Consider the following 19396-nt stretch of genomic DNA (forward strand, 5'->3'; position numbering starts at 1 on the left):
ACCCATGATACTGGCCCCTGCCAACCCGATCCCGCTGGCCGGACGTTCCCGGCCCGGCGCAACACCCGTCTCCGGAGTTGGTTTCCATGGCCCGTATCAGCGCTGACACGATCATCGAGGGCCTCACCTTCGACGACGTGCTGCTGCGCCCCGCCGCCTCCTCGGTGATGCCCACCGAGGTCGACGTCGCGACCCGTCTCACCCGCACGATCCGGCTCAACCTGCCGATCATCGCGTCGGCGATGGACACTGTCACCGAGGCGCCGATGGCGATCGCCATGGCGCAGAATGGCGGTCTCGGCGTGATCCACCGCAACCTCGAGCCGGCCGAGCAGGCCGAGCAGGTCCGCCTCGTCAAGAAGTACGAGTCGGGCATGGTGCTCAACCCGATCACCATCCACCCCGACGAGACGCTGGCCGACGCCTTCGAGGTGATGAAGAAGAACCGGATCTCCGGCATCCCGGTGGTCGAGCGCGGTCCCAACGGCTCCCGCGGCAAGCTCGTCGGCATCCTGACGAACCGCGACGTGCGCTTCGCCACCAATATCGGCCAGCCGGTGGCCGAGCTGATGACCCGCGATCGGCTCATCACGGTGCGCGAGGGCGTGACGCAGGACGAGGCCAAGCGGCTGCTGCACCAGTTCCGCATCGAGAAGCTGCTCGTCGTCGACGACCACTACCGCTGCATCGGCCTGATCACGGTCAAGGACATCGAGAAGCAGGTCGCCTACCCCAGCGCCGTCAAGGACGAGCAGGGCCGGCTGCGGGTCGCGGCCGCGACGACCACCGGTGATTCGGGCTTCGAGCGGGCCGAGCGCCTCATCGATGCCGGCTGCGACGTGATCGTCGTCGACACCGCCCACGGTCATTCCCGCAAGGTGCTCGACAGCGTCGCGCGGGTGAAGCAGCTCTCCAACGCCGTGCAGATCATCGCCGGCAACGTCGCCACGGCGGAAGGCGCCCGCGCGCTGATCGACGCCGGCGCCGACGCGATCAAGGTCGGCATCGGCCCGGGCTCGATCTGCACGACCCGCATCGTCGCGGGTGTCGGCGTGCCGCAGCTCACGGCGCTGATGGAGGCGGTCGAGGCGGCGCAGGGCGCCGACGTGCCGGTGATCGCCGACGGCGGCATCAAGTTCTCGGGCGACCTCGCCAAGGCGATCGCCGCGGGCGCCTCCGTGGCGATGCTCGGCTCGTTACTCGCGGGCACCGACGAAGCGCCGGGCGAGGTCTTTCTGTATCAAGGCCGCTCGTACAAGAGCTACCGCGGCATGGGATCGGTGGGCGCCATGGCCCGTGGTTCGGCCGACCGCTACTTCCAGGCCGAGGTCAGCGACACCCACAAACTCGTCCCGGAGGGCATCGAGGGGCAGGTGCCCTACAAGGGCCCGGTCGCGGCGGTGCTGCACCAGCTCGCCGGCGGCCTGCGGGCGGCGATGGGCTATGTCGGCGCGGCGACCGTTCCGGATTTCCAGGAACGGGCGCAGTTCGTGCGCATCACCAATGCGGGTCTGCGCGAGAGCCACGTCCACGACGTGACGATCACCCGCGAGAGCCCGAACTATCCGAGCCGGGCCTGAGACGGCTGCGAGGTCCCTCCCGAGGGGCCTCGCGAGGACGGCTTCACAGCCAGATCAGGCTGACCAGCAGGGTCAGGCATTCGAGAAAGATCAGCACACAGAGCGTGGCGGCCACGGCGCGCTCACGCGCCGTCGCCGGGACCGGTGAGAGGGTATGCCGCATCGTCGGCCTCCGCGAGGCGACAAGCGTAGATGAACATCGATCCCACGAACTTAGTGGATGTCAATCTTGTCCTAGAAAGTCTCTCTCGCACCTAAAAAAATCTCCGCGCCCTGGGGGTGGCAGCGGAGAACAAGTATCGGGAGGAACGCGTTCGGCGAAGTTCAGTCACCGTCGCTCCGAGACACGGCGATGATTTCGCCTGGCGCCAAAGAAGCTTTCCACCAATGGGTGCCTGCGTTCAATGACCTGAATCAAGTCACGCGGCGGCATTCCCATCAAATTCGCGCGCGCTGCGGAGGCGACGGATCCGGACTGCGCTCGGGCGCGGCTCCGGCCAGATCGGGTTTCGCTCCGATCGGCGGATGCCGGCATGAACGTCACGGGCGGGATCGGTTACGGTTTCTTCGACGACGCTCCGGGCGCGGCCTCCGCCTGACGATCGATCGCGCTCGTGAATTCGTCTGGGTTCAGGGCGATGAACCGACGCAACGCCTCTTGAAACTCCGCCTCCTTGTCGGGGGGCGGGCAAGTGAAGCCGCGGGACTTCGTGACCTGCCCGCGCATCGCCGCCTCGTAGGGCGCCATCTCCGGGCGGAGCGCCGCCATCTTCGCCTCGACCGCCTCACGCTGCGCATCGGTCGCGGCCATTCCGCAGGTCCTCAGGACGCCCTGGAGGGCGAGGCCCACCGTGTAAGCCGCCATCCGCGCCCGCGGCGGCAGCGGGGGCTCGGCCGCCACGGTCGGCTCGCTCGTCGATCCCGCCGCGCAGCGCCGCAGGGCGGCGACGGCCGCCTCCAGATCGGGCACGGCGACCGGCCTGTCGCCATCGGCGAAGCGAAGTGCCAGCGCCCGCGCGCCGAGTAGGCTTGGTACGATCGACTCCGGCAAGGCCGTGCGCAGGATCTGCCCATCGCCGGTCCAGATCAGTGTCGTCCCGGCGGGTCTCCCATCCAGAAGCATCGGTACGGCAAACCGCTCGCCTGCCGGGAAATCCCAATTCCGGTCGGCGACCGCCAGGGTGAGGCCGCCCCGGTCGAGGGAGACGATCACCAGGAAGGCGATCTCGCCCTGCGCGTCCTTCTCGGTGCGGGTCATGCGGCAGGAGGGGGCGGCGGGCTGGCCCGCGCGGCGCTCGACCGTCCACTCGCCGACGGTCTCGACCGACGCGCGATCCGCCGCGGCGAGCGGGCTGCCGAGGAGCGTCGCCAGCATCGCTGCCGTGACGGGTGAGAGGCGCACGCGACATCTCCGCGGGGAACGGCCGGTCCGTACCGCCCGCGGAATGCAGGATGGCCAGCCGGCTGAAGAAGCCTAGCCGCAGCGGCTCGGCGCAACCAGCCACGAAGAAGGCATCCCTCACAGAGTTCTGCGATGTCGCGATGGGAGTAGGACGCCCGCTGCCCCGGGGATCGGGGGTCGTGCGGCGCGGCTCTCGCGGGCGTTCGGATGCGCGTCGGCTGACATCCGACCCGAGGGATCTCTCGGGCCGGCGGATCCGGACAGCGCTCACGCGCGGCGCGGACCCGCCATCACGCCGACCGCTTCGATCAAGCGGAGGGCGGATCAGCTTTTCTCACAGCTGAGACCCGCTCTTCGAGTCCGGCGCCTGTTGCGGCGCGGGCGGCTTCTCTAGCGCGGCGACGAGGTCTTCCGGGCTCAGCTCGATGAACTTGCGCATGACATCCTGGAACTCCGCCTGCTTGTCCGCCGCCGGACAGGACTCGCCGTTGCGCTTCAGTTCGCTGCGCAATTGCGCGTCCAGCGGCGCCATCTCCGGCTGGAGCGCGGCCATCCTGGCATCCACGGCGGTGCGCTGCTTGCCGGTCGAGGACAGGTCGCATTCCTTCAGCACGCGCTGCACCGACAGACCGATCGCGTAGGCGGCGATGCGTTGCTGGGACGGCACGGGGGGCTGGGCGGGCGCGGCCTGGAGCGTGGCGCCGCCCGGCGAGGCCGGCCGGGGTGCGGCGACGGCGGCCGGTGAGGCGTCGCAGCGCCGCAATGCCTCGTAGCCCGCCGCGAAATCCGGGATCCGGAAGTCCGCGTCGCTGTCCTCGAAGCGCAGGATCACCGTCTTGGCCGCGAGCAGGTCCGGCACCACGCTGTCGGGCAATTGGGTCCGCAGGGTCTTGCCGTCGCCGATCCAGGTCGTCTTCAGCTTGATCGGCTTCTTGTCGAGGAAGAGAGGGACCTTGACCGGCTCCTCCTTGTCGAAGTCCCATCCCTGATAGACCAGCACGAGCACGGCCGAGGAGCCCCGCAGGGCGAAGACCACGGCATTGGCGGCGTTGTTGTCGTCCTTGTCCTCGTAGGCATGGGTCATCAGGCAGGGATTGGCACTGGTATCGCCGACCGTCCGCTCGATTTCCCACCCCTTCACGACTTCGAACGGCTGGCGTTCGGTGGCCGAGGCCGCGTGCGAGCCGAATACGGAAAGACATCCTGCGGCCAGAGTGGCGAGGAGCGATCGGGTGCGCATGGGCGATATCCGCTGAAAGCCAGCAATCGCCGGTGCGGAATGCAGGGGCCGTCTGGTGAGCCAAGCTTAACCGCAGCGTGATCGCGACTCCAGATCTGTTCAGAGCGGAAGACGCCCCATTACGGAAACTGATGAACGGATCGCCGCCTTGCCGGGGTGCGGGACGTCAGGCTTCGCGGTAAGTGAGGAGACGGAGAAAGGGGAACACGATGCGGATTCTCGTGGTCGGGGCCGGTGCGACCGGTGGGTATTTCGGGGCGCGGCTGGCGGAAGCCGGGCGGGACGTGACCTTCCTCGTGCGCCCGGCGCGGGCTGAGCGGCTGGCGACGAACGGCCTGCAGGTGCTCAGCCCGGTGGGAGACGTCCACATCGCCACCCCGCAGACGGTGACGGCCGACCGCCTCGCCGCCGCTGGCGGGTTCGACCTCGTGCTGCTCTCCGCCAAGGCCTACGACCTCGATGCGGCGGTGGCGGATGTCGCGCCCGCCGTCGGACCCGGCACGGTCGTGCTGCCGATCCTCAACGGCCTGCGCCATCTCGACCTGCTGGATCGGACCTTCGGTGCCGACCGGGTTCTGGGAGGAAGCTGTGCCATCGTCGCGACGCTGACGGGGGATGGCGCGATCCGGCAGATGACCGACCTGCACAGCCTCACCTACGGCGAGCGCGACGGAACCCGGTCGGAGCGGATCGGGCGCATCGAGGCGCAGATGGAGGGCGTGCGCTTCCAGCCGCGTGCCAGCGACAAAATCCTCCTGGAGATGTGGGAGAAGTGGGTCTTCCTCGCGACGCTCGCCGGGTCGACGACCCTGATGCGGGCGGCGCTCGGCGACATCGTCGCGGCGCCCGGCGGCCGGGCCTTCATCGGGGCGCTGCATGACGAGTGCCAGGCGGTGGCCGGCGCCAACGGCAACGCCGCCCGCGAGAAGGTCTTCGCCGGTGCCCGCAAGATGCTGACGGCGGAGGGCTCGACGATGACCGCCTCGATGCTGCGCGATATCGAGGGAGGCGCCCGCATCGAAGCCGATCACATCATCGGCGACCTGATTGAGCGCGGGCGGGCCAAGGGCGTCGAGACGCCGGTGCTCGCCCGCGTCCTGACGCACCTCAAGGCGTACGAGCATCGGCGCGCCCGCGAGGCGGCCTGAGTCGCCCCGCTGCCGCGCCCTCTCAGTAGCGGCCGGATCGCAGCGGGGGCGGGTTGCCGTATTCCAGCTGTGTCTTGGCGTCCGGGCGTGGCGCGGGCGGAGGCACCGGGTCGAGGGCGGGTGCCGCCGGGGCGGTGGAGCAGGCGGCGAGCGTGAGCGCCAGCAGGCCGGCGCAGGCGATGGGCTTCAGGGATGGCATCCCGGGGGTCCTTTCCTCACATGTCCTTGACGGACGGGGCCATCGTGCCGTTCTGGACGGCCAAAGAGCCGGAAGCTCGGCCGTATCGTGTCGGACCGCTGGTCCGAGCGTGGCCGCACGGTGGCAAGTTTAACGAAACGTTTCCGGAGCCGATCCTGACCCCCTCCGCCCGCCTCTCCGCCGCCATCGAGATCTTGGACGACATCGCCGCGCGCCGCCGCCCGGCCGCCGATGCCCTGAAGGATTGGGGCCTCGCCCACCGCTTCGCCGGCTCCGGCGACCGCGCGGCGATCGCGAGCCTCGTCTATGACGGCCTGCGGCGCCGGGCCTCCGCCGCCTGGATCATGGGCGGGGAGACCGGCCGCGCGATCCTCATCGGCATGCTGCGCCTGCAGCGCGGGCTGGCCGAGCCGAGCATCGCCTCGCTGTTCGACGGCGCGCGCTTCGCCCCCCCTCCCCTGACCGAGGACGAGCGGAAGCGGCTCGCGGAAGGAAGCCTCGCCGACGCGCCGCCTGAGGTCGCGGGCGATGCGCCGGCCTTCGTGCTGCCCTCCTTGACCGCATTGTTCGGTGACGCGCTGCTGCCCGAGTTGCGCGCGCTCGGGCGCCGGGCGCCGCTCGATATCCGCGCCAACACCCTGAAGCAGAGCCGCGACGCCGCAAGCGAGGCGCTTGCCGACCTCGCCCCCGAGGCGACGCCGCTCTCCCCCCTCGGGCTGCGCATCCCCCTCGGCGACGACGGACGCGGCCCGGCACTGCACGTCGATCCGGTGTTTCTGGAGGGCGGGTTCGAGATACAGGACGAGGGCTCTCAGATCGCCAGCCTGCTCGCGGCGGCGAGGCCGGGCGAGACGATCGTCGATCTGTGCGCTGGCGGAGGCGGCAAGTCGCTGGCGCTCGCCGCGATCACCGGCAATGCCGCGCGGCTGATCGCCACCGATGCCGATCCGCGCCGGCTCGCCCCGATCCACGAGCGCCTGCGCCGCTCGGGTGCGCAGGTCGAGGTGCGCACCCCGCGCACCGGCAAGGCGCGCTCCGACGTCCTGGCCGATCTCGACGGCACGGTTGATCGGGTGCTGGTCGACGCGCCCTGCACGGGCACCGGCACATGGCGCCGCAATCCCGACGCCAAGTGGCGGCTGCGGCCGGGCAGTCTCGCCGGCCGGATCGCCGAGCAGGCCGAGGTGCTCGACCGTGCGGCCAAACTGCTGCGTCCCGGCGGCACCCTCGTCTACGTCACGTGCTCGCTCCTGCCCGAGGAGAACGACGCCGCTGTGGACGGCCTGCTCCGCCGTGGCGGCCGCGCGATCGAGGCGGTCACGACGGATCTCGGCCCCGTTCCGGGTCTCGATGACAAGGTGCGTCGGACGGTGCGCGGCATCCAGATGAGCCCAGCGCTGACCGGAACCGACGGCTTCTATGTCGCGACGATGACACGCAAAAGCTGATCCGGAGCCGGATCGGTCGCGCGCCTTCGCCGTTGTCCCGGGGAGCCGCGTGCGGGACACGTGGGGGCTGCCGTCACGGACGAGATTCCTGCGCGGTGCCGCGGCGGGAGTATCGATGACGGCGAGGCCGAGACCATGACGCTCCACCGGCGCGCCCTCCTCGCGGGGACGGCGACGGTTCTCGCCGGGACCGGCGCGCGGGCGCAGCAGCCGTCGGACGCGCGCCCGGCCCTCCGGCTTCCGGTGCGTCCCCAGACCGGAGACGTCGTAAAGCCCCTGCCGAGGTCCGCGCCCGGTTCGGACCTCGAAGTCATCGACCTTTGGCCGGATCTGCCGCCGGGGGGCGGCGGGCCGTTCCGCTCGGAATACCGGTTCGACGAAACCCTAACCGGCGTCATCACCGCCGTCGCGCGCCCCTGCCTCCTCGTGATCCGCCCCGAGCGCCCGAACGGGGCCGGCGTGCTGATCGCGGCGGGCGGCGGCTATCTGCGCATCGACATCGGCAACGAGGGGCTGCCCGTCGGGCAATGGCTGGCGCGCGCCGGCATCACCGCCTTCGTGCTGGTCTATCGGCTCCCGAGCGAGGAATGGCGCGACGGCCCCGACGCGCCGCGCCAGGACGCGCAGCGCGCCATGCGCCTCATCCGCTGGAAGGCGGAGGAGTACGGCCTCGACCCCGACCGGGTCGGCGTGCTCGGGTTCTCCGCCGGCGGCCATCTGATGGGCGTGACTGCGACCGATGCCGAGCAGGATCTCTACGACGATCTCGACGACGCCGACGGCCTGAGCGCCCGTCCCTCCTTCGCCGGACTGATCTACCCGATCATCACCATGCGGGCGCCGTACGACCGGACCATGTCGAGCCGCCGGGTGCTCGTCGGCGACGATCCGCCCGACGCGCGGCGGCGGGCGTACTCGGTGGAGGTTCAGGTCAACGCGCGCACGCCGCCGGTCTTCATGGTCCAGGCCTCCGACGACCGGATCGCCGTCACCGACCATCCTCTGCTGATGTATGCGGCCCTGCGGGCGGCGAAGGTGCCGGTCGAGATGCACCTGTTCGAGCGAGGCGGCCATGGCTTCGGGCTCGGGGTGCCGGGCAGCCCGGCGGCGGCATGGCCCGCTCTCTTCATGGCCTGGATGCGCGGCCACGGTCTGCTGAAGTCATGAAAAAACGGCCCCCGTCTCCGGGGGCCGCTGAACGTTCTGCGTAGCGACGCCGATCAGAAGCAGCGGCGCTCGCGGGTGACGACGACCCGGCCGAACCGGCCGCGGCGCTTGGTGACGACGGTCTTGCAGCGCGGGCCGCGGACGACCCGGCGGCTGTACTGGGCCTGCTGGAACAGCCCGTCCGACAGCGGAGCGGCACCGGAAAGAGGAAGGGCCTGGGCCGGCGCGGCGGCACCGAAACCTGCGATCGTGACGGCGATTCCGAAGAGGGCAGCTCTCATGGTCGGATGACTCCTGTCCGTTTCGAGGGGGTGCCGTGTCGCCCCGAAATCGTGAACGTGAGATTAACGGCAGCGACCTGAGGGCCGCCGCATGTGCCCCCCGACACCGCGCGCGTTGCGCCGTCCCGAGGCCTCGTCTAACCGGTATCGCAGAAGGCCCGAGGCAGCATGACCATCGACACGTCCCACCACGATAAGATCCTGATCGTCGATTTCGGCTCCCAGGTGACGCAGCTCATCGCTCGCCGCGTGCGCGAAGAGGGCGTCTACTGCGAGATCGTGCCGTTCACGAAGGCCGAGGCCGCCTTCGACGAGCACCGGCCCAAGGGCGTGATCCTGTCGGGCGGCCCGGAATCGGTGACGACGGATCTCTCGCCGCGCGCTCCGCAAAAAATCTTCGAAGCCGGCGTGCCGGTCTTCGGAATCTGCTACGGCCAGCAGACCATGGCGGCCCAGCTCGGCGGCGAGGTCGAGGGCGGCCACCATGCCGAGTTCGGCCGGGCCGAGGTCGAGATCCTGTCCGACTCGCCGCTGTTCAAGGGCGTCTGGCATGTCGGCGAAAAGTATCCGGTCTGGATGAGCCACGGTGACCGCGTCACCAAGCTGCCGGACGGGTTCACCACCATCGCCCTCTCGCGCAACGCCCCCTTCGCCGCCGTGGCCGACGAGGCCCGCCACTACTACGCGGTGCAATTCCACCCGGAGGTCCATCACACGCCCCACGGGGCGCTGCTGATCCGCAACTTCGTGCGCGACATCGCCGGCTGCACCGGCGACTGGACCATGGGCACCTACCGCGAGGAGGCGATCGCCAAGATCCGCGAGCAGGTCGGTGGGGAGAAGGTGATCTGCGGCCTCTCCGGCGGCGTCGATTCCTCGGTGGCGGCAGTGCTCATCCACGAGGCGATCGGCGACCAGCTCACCTGCGTCTTCGTCGATCACGGCCTGATGCGTCTCGGCGAGGGCGAGGAGGTGGTCCGCCTGTTCCGCGACCACTACAACATCCCCCTCGTCCATGTTCAGGCGCAGGACTTGTTCATCGGCGCGCTCGAAGGGGTCGACGACCCGGAGGTGAAGCGCAAGACGATCGGCCGCCTGTTCATCGACGTGTTCGAGGCCGAGGCCAAGAAGATCGGCGGCGCCGCCTTCCTCGCCCAGGGCACGCTCTACCCGGATGTGATCGAGAGCGTCTCGTTCTCCGGCGGCCCCTCGGTGACGATCAAGAGCCACCACAATGTCGGCGGCCTGCCCGAGCGCATGAACATGCGCCTTGTCGAGCCCCTGCGCGAGCTGTTCAAGGATGAGGTGCGGCTGCTCGGCAAGGAGCTGGGCCTGCCCGAGGCCTTCGTCGGCCGCCACCCCTTCCCCGGCCCCGGTCTCGCCATCCGCTGCCCCGGCATGATCACCCGCGAGAAGCTGGAGGCGCTGCGCAAGGCCGACGCGATCTATCTCGACGAGATCCGGCAGGCCGGGCTCTACGATACGATCTGGCAGGCCTTCGCGGTGATCCTGCCGGTGAAGACCGTCGGCGTGATGGGCGACGGGCGCACCTATGACCACGTCTGCGCGCTGCGCGCCGTCACCTCCGTCGACGGTATGACCGCCGACTTCTACCCCTTCGACATGGCCTTCCTTGGGCGCGTCGCCACCCGGATCATCAACGAGGTGAAGGGCATCAACCGTGTGACCTACGACATCACCTCGAAGCCGCCCGGCACGATCGAGTGGGAGTGACGACGCGAAATTGCGGGAGGACTCAGCCTGATCGGTGCTGGCCGGATCACGCCAGGATCTGCGTCGGTACGCCGAGCACCGGTCCGGCGCCGGCGAGGCGCCGGTCGAGGGTGCAGACGAGTGACCCATGCGCTGCTGCGACCGCCAAATGCAGGGCGTCCCCGGCACGAAGCCCCAGCGTGTGATGATCGACGAACTGGGAAGCGGACTTGAAATGTCCCGCGGTGACGGGAAGCACGTTCAAACTCTCAGCCACCAGCTTGTTGAACGTGGCGAGCACGGAAGCACGCTGCATCAAGTCGATTTGTCCTGTCCGGAGTTTGATCGCCAGGGCCGAAGATAGCTCCGTGACAGTCCAATCGCTGATGAAAAGATCTTCGGGATTTTTTTCCGAGAGCCAAAGCTGGGCCACGTGCCGTGGAGACTTCGTTCGACAGTGCGGCGACGATCAGCGACGTGTCGAGATAGAGCATCAACAGCGATCACCATCCCGCATCGATCGCACCAGATCAGCGGCATCCTGCGATTGCGGCGGGATGGTCGCTGTCAGCGATTGGAGCATGGTCGCGTCGATCCGTCTGCGGCTCGTGGCGATCCCGGTCAGGCGCGCCACCGGCCGACCGCCACGGATGATGTCGATCGATTCTCCTGCCTCCACACGGTCGACGAGCTCGGACAAGCGCGGCTCGGCTTCTGCCAAATTGATCGCTTCCATGGACTGCTCCTGACCGACGCGATGGTCGTATAATGCGCCGGATTTCGCAACGGCAGTGCGGCGATGCTCGCAAGACTGCTGCCCGCCATCGCAGCTTCGGACGTCACCCGCTGCATGCCGCACGGGGTGCCGGTGACTGGACAGGAAGGATCGATGCAGCCGGTCCCCACTGCGTCTGAGATCGCAGCGCTTCTGCGCGACGCCCTGGCCGATCCCGACACGGCGTGGAGCCTCGGCAGCTTCGGTGCCCTCGCCGAGTTCATGCGCGATCCGGGCGAGGCGGTGCACCCCCTGCCCGACGCGCGGCTGGGCCTCGCCACCGCACGCGGTGCCATTGCCCTGACGCCGACGGCCGATCTCAGGCCGGTTGCCTATGAGACCGGCTTTTCCGGCGGCTACAATCACGCCGTGGCGCTCTGCCTGCCGAGTTCGGCCTGCGCCATGGGCGGGCGGACGATCGTCACCGAACTCGGTCCGGACCGAGCAGCGGCGCGGGAGGAGGATCGCGCGGCGATCCTGTTCGATCTCGGACTCGGCTTGCTCGCCGTCGATGCCTGCGTGCGCGCGAGCGATCCGGAGACCATCGCCGCCCTGCGTGCGGGTGTCGGAAGGCCGGTCTTCGCCCCCGACAACCCGATCGGTCCGCGCCTCGTGGCGATGAGCCCGCACCGGATCTTCTGCGCGCGCATCGGCCGGATCGAGGTTTACGCTCCGATCCCCGGCCCCAACGAGACGAGTCCCGAGGGCCCGCACACGCATGTGCTGCCGCAGTTTCTCCGGGCCGGCCGCACCCACGCGGCGACGACTCCGATCCCCGACGGCTTCGTGCCCTGCGGCGGCCTCCACCCGCCCCACCCCTACAAGGATGCCATGGGCCGTCGCATCGGGTTCGACCCGGCCCGTCATGCGGCATTCCAGACCCTGCTCGAACGCTGGGGCGACCCGGATCTCCTGGCCGTCAAACAGGGAAGGGAGCCTTCCCGGCCCACCTCGCCCCGACACGCCCGGTCGGCCCGCCGGGTCGCGGCGCTTCAGGTGCAATTGCTGGGCAGCGGCAGCGGGGGGGCGGGCGCGAGCGGCGAGGCGCGGGAGCCGGTCTGAGGCCGCATCGGCTCCGGTGACCCCTATGGTGGATTTGCGCGCCCGCCGCGGAGCTGCGACTCACGCCCTGCCGCCTCTCAGAACGACAGCTTCATCCCCGCCACGAAGGTCCGCGGCGGGCCAGCGAAGATCGAGCCCGTGGTGCCGGCCAGCACGGCACGGCCGTTCTGCGCACCCGTCGCGGCATTGATCGTGTTGGCCAGCGGGTTGGCCGAGCCGACATAGGCCGTATCGAGGACGTTGCGCAGCTCGCCGTAGAGGTCGATGCGCCGGGCGTACCCGTTCGGCAGCGGGGCCGAGTAGTGGATGTTGAAGTTGAGGATCGCGAAGCCCGGCACATTCAGCAGGTTGGCGTTATCGACGAAGTAGCCGTCCTGCGCCACCACCTCGGCGAAGCCGCCGAGCCCGGCGAGCGGCCCCGCCGGCACGTCGTAGCCGACCCGCGCCAGAAACTGATGAGCGGGCACGCCGGGGATGCGGTGCCCCGCACGGTCGAAGCGCGCGGTAAGGCTGCCGGCGCTGATCTGCTCGACATAGTCGGTGTGGACTTGGTCGTCGTAGGTATAGGCCAGCACACCCCGCCAACCGGGTGCGAAGCTCCACTCCGCCCCGACCTCGATGCCGCGATGCTCGGAGGCCGGAGCATTGAAGGTGTAGTTCAGAAGGCCGGCGCCCGGCGACTGCGTGACGAACTCGTTGCGGAAGAACTCGTAGAAGCCGGTCACGCTGAGGCGCAGGCCCTCGAAGAGGATGACGTCGGCGCCGAGATCGAACCCGAGAGTCTCCTGCGTCTTCAGGTCGGCGTTGTTGCCTGGAAGCCCGGTCGCGTTGACGAACAGGCTCGAGAAGGAGGGCGTCGCGTAGCCCGTGGCCACGCGACCGCGCAGGGCCCAGTCCGGCTCCGGCCGGTAGACGAGGGCGAGTTCCGGCGCGAGGTTGAGGAAGCGGCGGTCGGCGGTGGCCAAGGTCGATGTCGTGCCGACGGCGCTCGTGGCGAAGGTGCGGTTGCGCCCGGTGATGCTCGATTCCTCGCCGCCCAATCCGGCGATTGCCGTCCAGTGCGGCGCGAGTTCGATTTCGAGGCGGCCCCGTCCGCCGAGATTCGACTGTACCGCGTCCTGTAGTCCGATGAGCGCGCCGAGCCGGGCCCCTCCATAGGGTGCCCGATTGAAGACCGAGGCGGTGATGTCCACGGTACTGAAGGCGAGCGCGACGTAACCGACGGCCGGCAGGCCGAGCAGCTCGCCGCGCCGCGTCAGGTCCGTCTGCACGAAATACGAGGGCAGGCTGCCCCGGCCCGCGGTGGTGTAGAACGGCTGATTGTAGTTGCGCTCGTCGAAGCCGACCTGCACCCGCCACGTGGTCTGAGCATCGATGTCGTGCTCCCAGCGCCCGGCGATGATCGTGCGCCGATCGTTGCGGCGGAACGCGCCCTCCGTCGCCGTCACCGGCACGCGCGGACCGAAAGCGCCGTTCGCCAGCAGGCCGAAGGTGGTGCAGCCGGGGGCCGCCGTCGCCGCCGCGTCGCAGCCGCGCTGGTAGGGATTGATCCGGAACTGGTCGAGCGACCCGCGGGCCGGGATGTTGGCGGTGACGTCGTTGTTGATGACCTTGAGGGTGAAGCGGTTGTCGGGCGTCGGCGTGTAGCTCGCTAGCAGGTTGACCGTCTGCGTGTCGTAGGAGCTGCTGTCCTGGTACCCGTTGGCCCGCACGTCGCTGGCGAACAGGCCGATCTCGAACGGGCCGCTCACGCCGCCGACGGTGAAGAAGTGGCTGAGATAGCCGAAGCTGCCGGCATCGACGCCGATCTCGTAGCCGTTGATATCGCGGCCGGTGCGGGTGCGGAAGGCCAGTGCGCCGCTGGTGGCGTAGTTGCCGAACAGCGCCGATTGGGGGCCGCGGAATACGTCGATGCGCGAATAGGCGCGGGGATCGACCAGATCGAAGCGTGAGGCGCCGTCGGGCTGAGTGACGGGGAAGCCGTCCTCCAGCACCACCATGTTCCGGGTGACGCCGGTGGCACGGGCGTTGTTGCCGCGGATCGAGATCACCACGTCGCGCCCGCCATTGCCCTGGCGCAGCGTGACGCCGGGGCTGTCGAGCAGCACCGTGCCGATGGAGGTGGCGGGGCGGTCCGCGATGGTCCCTTCGCGGCCCACGGCGGTGACGACCTGACCGACCGGACGCTCGATGACGAGAAGGGCCGCGCCGGGTGGTCCGGCAACGCCGAAGCTTGCGGTGTCGGTGCCATCCGCCACTTGACCCTTCGGGGTGTCCTCGCCGGTGACGGCGAGTTCCTCGAGGGTCACAGAATCGGCGGCCGGCTGCGCCGCTACGGGGCTGGCCAGGACGAGAGGCGTTGCGGCGAGGAGCACGGCGGCACGGCGCGCGGCGACGGGGCCGGCGGCGCCCGGCATGAACGATGGCATGGAATCGATGTCCGTTTCTGAGGGATCGAGGAGATCGGCTCAGACGGTGGGCGGACCTCGCGGGCTGATACCCTGATCGGGCGGAGCACGGGGCTGGATCGCCGCGGCGGACGGCCGGGCAAGCGGAACGCTCGCCGGCGGCCACAGGGCGGGCGACGAGTCCGCCCGTGACGGCGACGGCAGGTCTGCGGCCTGGACCTGGATGCAGCAGGCGTGATGGCCGCAGGTCTGGCCTTCCTCGACCGGAATTCCGGACCCCAGGTGCTCGGCGCAGAGGAGGCTGCCGTCGAGGCGCGGTACGGCGGGCGCGAGGACCGTGAGAAAGGCCTGAAGCACGAGCGCGTAGAGCGCGATCACCCCGATAATCGCGCGGCCGTGCACGGAACGGTACGGGCGCTCGCGCATGGCCCCGCTTCTAGGAGGCGTCGGCGCGACCGGTCAACGCGGCGGCGACCTCGATCCCGCGACGGCCCCCGGGGCCGGTGGTCAGCCGGGCACCGGTCGCAAGCGGGAGGATCAGGCCGGCAGGCCCGCTGGTTCGAACAGGAAGTCGTCGACGGAGGGGATCGTCACTGCAAGGCCCGTGCCGTAGCCGGACTTCGACAGGCGCCACGGCCGTTCAGCGCGGGCGCGGATCGCCTCCGACGGACGCAGCCGACGCAGCGAGCCGTCCTCGCCCATCTCCTCGATGGTCAGGAAGCCGTAAACCTGGAGGCGCGAGGCGATCAGCTTGGTTTCGCGGTCTCCCGCCGGCACCCGCAGGCTGCCCGTCGCGTAGACCGCGTCCATCAGGCTGCGCTGATCGGCCCGCGAGCGGATCCGCGGTGCTTCGACGGCCCCGAACTCGGAGGCGATGGCTCCCTGCCGTGCCGCGGCCGGCCGGCGGAAGGGGATGACGTTGTCCGTTCCCGGAACGCTACGCATACACACAGCACCTTCGTATCGCGAAAAGCTCCCCGACCGGTGCGCTCTCACGGCGCCGTCCCGGTCGAAGCGAAGCTTTCGACGATCCCGATTAATGCCTGCTTAGCCATGCCCGCCCGCGGTGGGCGGAAGGCGTCCCGAAACGGGCCGCCCCCTTCCATCCGGGCTCCGCGCCTCAGCGCAGCGCGACCTTGAACGCGCCTTCGGTCTTGGCGCGGATCTCGTCCTCGGTGACGCCGTCGGCGAGCTCCACCAGGGTCATCCCGCCATCGCCCTTCTTGTCGATGGTGAAGACGCCGAGATCGGTGATCACCATGTCGACGACCTGCGTGCCGGTGAGCGGCAGGTCGCAGCTCTTCAGCAGCTTCGCGCTCTCGGAGCCGTCCTTGCCCTTGGCGACGTGCTCCATCACCACGACGACCTTCTTGACGCCGGCGACAAGGTCCATCGCCCCGCCCATCCCCTTCACCATCTTGCCGGGGATCATCCAGTTGGCGAGGTCGCCGTTCTGCGCGACCTGCATCGCGCCCAGGATCGACAGGTCGATGTGGCCGCCGCGGATCATCCCGAAGGAGTCGGCCGAGGAGAAGTAGCTCGTGGTCGGCAGCGCGGTGATGGTCTGCTTGCCGGCATTGATGAGGTCGGGATCCTCCTCCCCCTCGTACGGGAACGGTCCCATGCCGAGCATGCCGTTCTCGGATTGCAATTGTACCGACATGCCCTCGGGGATGTAGTTCGATACCAGCGTCGGAATGCCGATGCCGAGATTCACGTAGAAGCCGTCCTCCAGCTCCTGCGCGGCGCGTTCCGCCATCTGCTCACGGGTCCAGGCCATCTTCTCGTTCTCCCCTGCCCTGCTCAGATCTGGCCGCCGCCGGCCGCCGCCGCTTCCGGCTCCTTGCGCTTGCGAACGGTGCGCTGCTCGATCCGCTTCTCGCGCACCGGCACATGGATGATGCGGCCGATGAAGATGCCCGGCGTGTGGATGTGGTCGGGGTCGATCTCGCCGGGCTCGACGAGATGCTCGACCTGGGCAACCGTGACCTCGGCGGCGGTGGCCATCATCGGATTGAAGTTGCGCGCCGTCTTCCGGTAGACGAGGTTGCCCTCGGTATCGCCCTTCCAGGCATGGACGATGGCCAGATCGGCGAACAGCCCATGCTCCATCACGTAGCTCTCGCCGTCGAATTCCCGCACCTCCTTGCCCTCGGCGACCTTGGTGCCGACACCGGTCTTGGTGAAGAAGGCCGGAATGCCGGCGCCCCCGGCGCGGATGCGCTCGGCCAGGGTGCCCTGCGGGTTGAACTCGATCTCGAGTTCGCCGCCGAGATACTGACGGGCGAATTCCTTGTTCTCGCCGACGTAGGACGAGATCATCTTCTTCACCTGACGGGTGTCGAGCAGCTTGCCCAGGCCCACGCCGTCGATGCCGGCATTGTTGGAGATGACGGTCAGATCCTTCACGCCCGAGGCCTGGATCGCGTCGATCAGCTCGTCGGGAATGCCGCACAGGCCGAAGCCGCCGGCCATGATCGTCATACCGTCGCGCAGGAGGCCGGCGAGCGCCGCCTTCGGATCCGGGTAGACCTTCTTCATCGACAGCGTCCCTTCCTCGTCTTCCGCCGTAGCGGGCGTGGCCAAGCTTCGGGCATCATGATTCGGCGGTCGGCCGCGGCTCCGATCGATGGCGGTTGGGTGTGCAACGCAAGCCCGTCTTCGTCAAACCGCCGACGCAATTGTGCGCGATGCAAAAACCCCGCGCCGTAACCGTCCGCCGGGTCGGAGGGGCCGCGACCCGTCCTCGTCCACAGGATGCGCTCCGCGCCATCCACCGCATTGCGGTTCGGCCGCCCCTCGGTCGCGAGACAGAAGGACTGGAACCGGCTAAGCAGTCGGATCGCACGGCTTGCCAGGCCGGTGCGGTTCGGCCGAGTCCGATCCGCTTCGCCCGTCCACGGAGTGCAATGTCGCTGCGCCGCATCCTTCCCGCCCTCGGACTCGGGCTTGTCGCCAGCGCGCTGGTGGCCGCCTGCCTGCCGTGGTCGATCGAGGCGCCCGGCGCGGCCCGCTTCGTGAGCGGGGCGCTGCAGCGTAGCTGGGGCGTGGCCCTGTCGGCGCGCGGGCCTACGGAAGTGGTGCTGCTCCCCCTGCCGCGGATCGTGTTCCGGGATATCCGCCTCAACGAAGGCGATGCGGCCGGGCCGGTTCTGGCTTCCGGCGGTCACCTGTCGCTCCAACTCGGCCCCGCCGCCCTGCTCCTGGGGCGGGTCGAAGTCGATTCCCTGACCCTCGAGGGCGCCGAGGTGTTGCTGCCGCAGGACGCGGGCGATACCCGATGGTCCGGCGCGACCGAGCGGCTGACCCACAGCATCGCCGGCGAAGACGGGGAGCGGCCCCGGCGCATCATCCTCGCCCGCTGCTCGGTCACCGGGCTCGATCCGCGGGACGGCACGCTTCGGACGGCCCACGACGTCGATCTCACGGTCTCCTGGCCGACGTGGAGCGAGAGCCTCGCTCTGACCGGAGGTTTCCGCTGGAGCGACGGCAGCGCCCGGATCACCCTCGCGGGTCTACGCCCTTACACCCTGTTTTCCGGCGGAGAGAGCCCGTTCAGCGTCGCCGCGACATGGCCGACCGGCTCACTGAACGCCGAGGGCAGGGGCAGCGTGCGCGACGGTCTGCGGGCCTCCGGCACCGGCAGTCTTCAGACACGTTCCCTCCATCGGACCCTCGCGCTCACAGGCGGCGGCCTTGCCCTGTCGCCCTTCGTCGAAGACTTCTCGGTGGAGGGCAGCTTCGAGGCCGGCTCGGGTCAGGTCCAGTTCCCCAATGTCACCGTCCGCAGCGACGGCAACAGCCTCGAGGGGGCCGGCTCCGCCACCTTCGGCTCCCGGCGCACCGCCGTGCAAGCCACGCTGGCGGCCGAGAACCTCAACCTCTCGCCCCTGCTCGCCGGGATTCTGCGACTGACGGGCTTCGATCACGCCGACGACGCGGCGGCGCGCGCGCGCTCCCTCGACCTGCGTCCCTTCACCGGCGGCGACCTCGACCTGCGGATCTCCGCCGGCAATGCCCGGATCGGACCGGTTCAACTGACGGATCTCGCCTCGAGCGTCCTCGTGCGCGACGGCGGTATCGAAGCCTCCCTCGGACGGGCCAGCCTGCGGGGTGGCATCGTCAAGGGCCGGGTCTCCTTCGCGGCCGACGACGGCGATGCGGCACTGACCCGCGTCAAGGCCCAGGGCAGCTTCGACCGGCTCGATCTCGGTGATCTTCTGGACGATCTCGGGCAATCCCGCTGGATGCTCGGCGCGACGCGGGGAAGTCTCGCCCTGGAGGCCGCCGGCCACGATGTCGGCGCTCTGACCCGATCCGTTTCCGGCCGGGTCGCCCTGGAGAGCGAGGACGGCGCCCTGTCCGGGCTCGACCTTGCCGATGTGATCCATCGCGGCGGGACGATGGCGCCGGGTGCGCTGGCCCGCCGCAACGGTCGCACACCGTTCGAGCATGCGGCCGTGACGCTGCTGTTCGCCGACGGTGTCGGCGAGATCGTCGAGGGCCGGCTCGCTTCCCGGACCCTCGGAGCCTCCCTGAATGGGCGGATCGCCCTGGCCGACCGCCGCTTCCAGGCTCTGGCCGAGATTCAGCCGCGAACGAATGCCTCCGCCGACGGGGCGCCCCCTGCGGCCACGCAATTCGAGATCGCCGGACCTTGGGATGCGGTGAGCGTTCGAGCGAGTGCGGACCCGCAGGCGGGAGGCGTCGACGCGCGCCGGCGCGCTCTTCCCGATCTCGTCCGGCGCCCAGGAGCGGACCTGCCGCTCGGGATCCGCGCCTACGCACCGGCGAACGCGTCCGCGGGACCGTGATCGCGCGGCGGACCGGATTGGTCCTGTGACCTGTCTCCGCGCGAGCCGATAATGCGGGATCGATCGGTCATCCGAAGGCCGGTGGGTCGCTTGAGGATGACGGATTCGGACTTCGCCTGAGCACCCAGCGGGCGTGCCGATACGGCCTCGGCCGCTCGA

At 69.6% G+C, this 19396-nt stretch carries 17 protein-coding genes and 1 pseudogene; 7 read left to right on the forward strand and 11 right to left on the reverse strand.

The features are described 5' to 3' along the window. Window positions 1–86 precede the first annotated feature (86 nt). Complete coding sequence (gene guaB, locus HNR01_RS02885; RefSeq protein ID WP_183666523.1) at window positions 87–1580, forward strand: IMP dehydrogenase; 1494 nt, start codon at window positions 87–89, stop codon at window positions 1578–1580. A gap of 556 nt (window positions 1581–2136) precedes the next feature. Here guaB and HNR01_RS02890 read toward each other — a convergent pair. Next, window positions 2137–2982 (reverse strand): hypothetical protein, encoded by an 846-nt coding sequence (locus HNR01_RS02890; RefSeq protein WP_183666525.1) that lies wholly within the window; start codon window positions 2980–2982, stop codon window positions 2137–2139. Between the two features lie 334 nt (window positions 2983–3316). Beyond that, entirely contained in the window at window positions 3317–4222 is a 906-nt protein-coding gene (locus HNR01_RS02895) for a hypothetical protein (RefSeq protein WP_183666527.1), read from the reverse strand. A 209-nt stretch (window positions 4223–4431) separates the two neighbouring features. On the opposite strand from HNR01_RS02895, the gene panE reads away from it, so the two are divergent. After that, entirely contained in the window at window positions 4432–5370 is a 939-nt protein-coding gene (gene panE / locus HNR01_RS02900) for a 2-dehydropantoate 2-reductase (RefSeq protein WP_183666529.1), read from the forward strand. Between the two features lie 22 nt (window positions 5371–5392). On the opposite strand, the gene HNR01_RS02905 is transcribed toward panE, so the two are convergent. Further along, on the reverse strand, window positions 5393–5569 hold the full coding sequence (locus tag HNR01_RS02905) for a hypothetical protein (RefSeq protein ID WP_017486187.1): 177 nt from the start codon (window positions 5567–5569) through the stop codon (window positions 5393–5395). A gap of 155 nt (window positions 5570–5724) precedes the next feature. On the opposite strand from HNR01_RS02905, the gene HNR01_RS02910 reads away from it, so the two are divergent. Further along, a complete protein-coding gene (locus HNR01_RS02910; RefSeq protein ID WP_026105785.1) occupies window positions 5725–7017 on the forward strand; it encodes an RsmB/NOP family class I SAM-dependent RNA methyltransferase in 1293 nt (430 codons plus the stop codon). A gap of 135 nt (window positions 7018–7152) precedes the next feature. Further along, window positions 7153–8184 (forward strand): alpha/beta hydrolase, encoded by a 1032-nt coding sequence (locus HNR01_RS02915; protein WP_183666531.1) that lies wholly within the window; start codon window positions 7153–7155, stop codon window positions 8182–8184. 53 nt (window positions 8185–8237) lie between these two features. Here HNR01_RS02915 and HNR01_RS02920 read toward each other — a convergent pair whose 3' ends face one another. Then, a complete protein-coding gene (locus HNR01_RS02920) occupies window positions 8238–8465 on the reverse strand; it encodes a hypothetical protein (protein WP_183666533.1) in 228 nt (75 codons plus the stop codon). A 168-nt stretch (window positions 8466–8633) separates the two neighbouring features. On the opposite strand from HNR01_RS02920, the gene guaA reads away from it, so the two are divergent. Further along, window positions 8634–10199 carry a glutamine-hydrolyzing GMP synthase gene (guaA, locus tag HNR01_RS02925; protein ID WP_153873743.1) on the forward strand — a complete coding sequence of 522 codons (1566 nt, stop codon included), beginning with the start codon at window positions 8634–8636 and terminating at the stop codon, window positions 10197–10199. A 46-nt stretch (window positions 10200–10245) separates the two neighbouring features. Here the strand turns inward: guaA and HNR01_RS02930 are convergent. Further along, window positions 10246–10672: pseudogene (locus HNR01_RS02930) on the reverse strand (type II toxin-antitoxin system VapC family toxin). Then, the gene (locus tag HNR01_RS02935) at window positions 10672–10914 is read right to left on the reverse strand and encodes a type II toxin-antitoxin system Phd/YefM family antitoxin (RefSeq protein WP_017486181.1); all 243 of its coding nucleotides are present in this window, start codon (window positions 10912–10914) and stop codon (window positions 10672–10674) included. Before HNR01_RS02935 ends, HNR01_RS02930 begins: the two are co-directional and overlap by 1 nt. A gap of 153 nt (window positions 10915–11067) precedes the next feature. Between HNR01_RS02935 and HNR01_RS02940 the strand changes: the two genes are divergently transcribed. After that, window positions 11068–12015 (forward strand): DUF6925 family protein, encoded by a 948-nt coding sequence (locus HNR01_RS02940; protein ID WP_183666535.1) that lies wholly within the window; start codon window positions 11068–11070, stop codon window positions 12013–12015. 77 nt (window positions 12016–12092) lie between these two features. Here the strand turns inward: HNR01_RS02940 and HNR01_RS02945 are convergent, their stop codons facing one another. The 5 genes from HNR01_RS02945 to HNR01_RS02965 all read right to left on the reverse strand — a co-directional run bounded on the left by HNR01_RS02945 (window position 12093) and on the right by HNR01_RS02965 (window position 16964). After that, window positions 12093–14444, reverse strand: a complete 2352-nt coding sequence (locus tag HNR01_RS02945) for a TonB-dependent receptor family protein (protein WP_183666537.1) — start codon at window positions 14442–14444, stop codon at window positions 12093–12095. A gap of 39 nt (window positions 14445–14483) precedes the next feature. Next, a complete protein-coding gene (locus tag HNR01_RS02950) occupies window positions 14484–14849 on the reverse strand; it encodes a hypothetical protein (RefSeq protein WP_183666539.1) in 366 nt (121 codons plus the stop codon). A gap of 111 nt (window positions 14850–14960) precedes the next feature. Beyond that, window positions 14961–15368, reverse strand: coding sequence for a hypothetical protein (locus HNR01_RS02955; protein ID WP_017486177.1), 408 nt, complete (start codon window positions 15366–15368; stop codon window positions 14961–14963). A 175-nt stretch (window positions 15369–15543) separates the two neighbouring features. Then, window positions 15544–16203, reverse strand: coding sequence for a 3-oxoacid CoA-transferase subunit B (locus HNR01_RS02960; RefSeq protein ID WP_017486176.1), 660 nt, complete (start codon window positions 16201–16203; stop codon window positions 15544–15546). Window positions 16204–16226: 23 nt separating this feature from the next. Continuing rightward, a complete protein-coding gene (locus HNR01_RS02965) occupies window positions 16227–16964 on the reverse strand; it encodes a CoA transferase subunit A (RefSeq protein WP_183666895.1) in 738 nt (245 codons plus the stop codon). Between the two features lie 368 nt (window positions 16965–17332). Here HNR01_RS02965 and HNR01_RS02970 point away from each other — a divergent pair, with 368 nt between their 5' ends. Beyond that, entirely contained in the window at window positions 17333–19237 is a 1905-nt protein-coding gene (locus HNR01_RS02970; RefSeq protein WP_183666541.1) for an AsmA family protein, read from the forward strand. The last annotated feature ends 159 nt before the right edge of the window (window positions 19238–19396 follow it).

Origin of the sequence: Methylorubrum rhodesianum (genome assembly GCF_014199985.1) — a bacterium.
In the GTDB taxonomy this organism is placed as follows: domain Bacteria; phylum Pseudomonadota; class Alphaproteobacteria; order Rhizobiales; family Beijerinckiaceae; genus Methylobacterium; species Methylobacterium rhodesianum.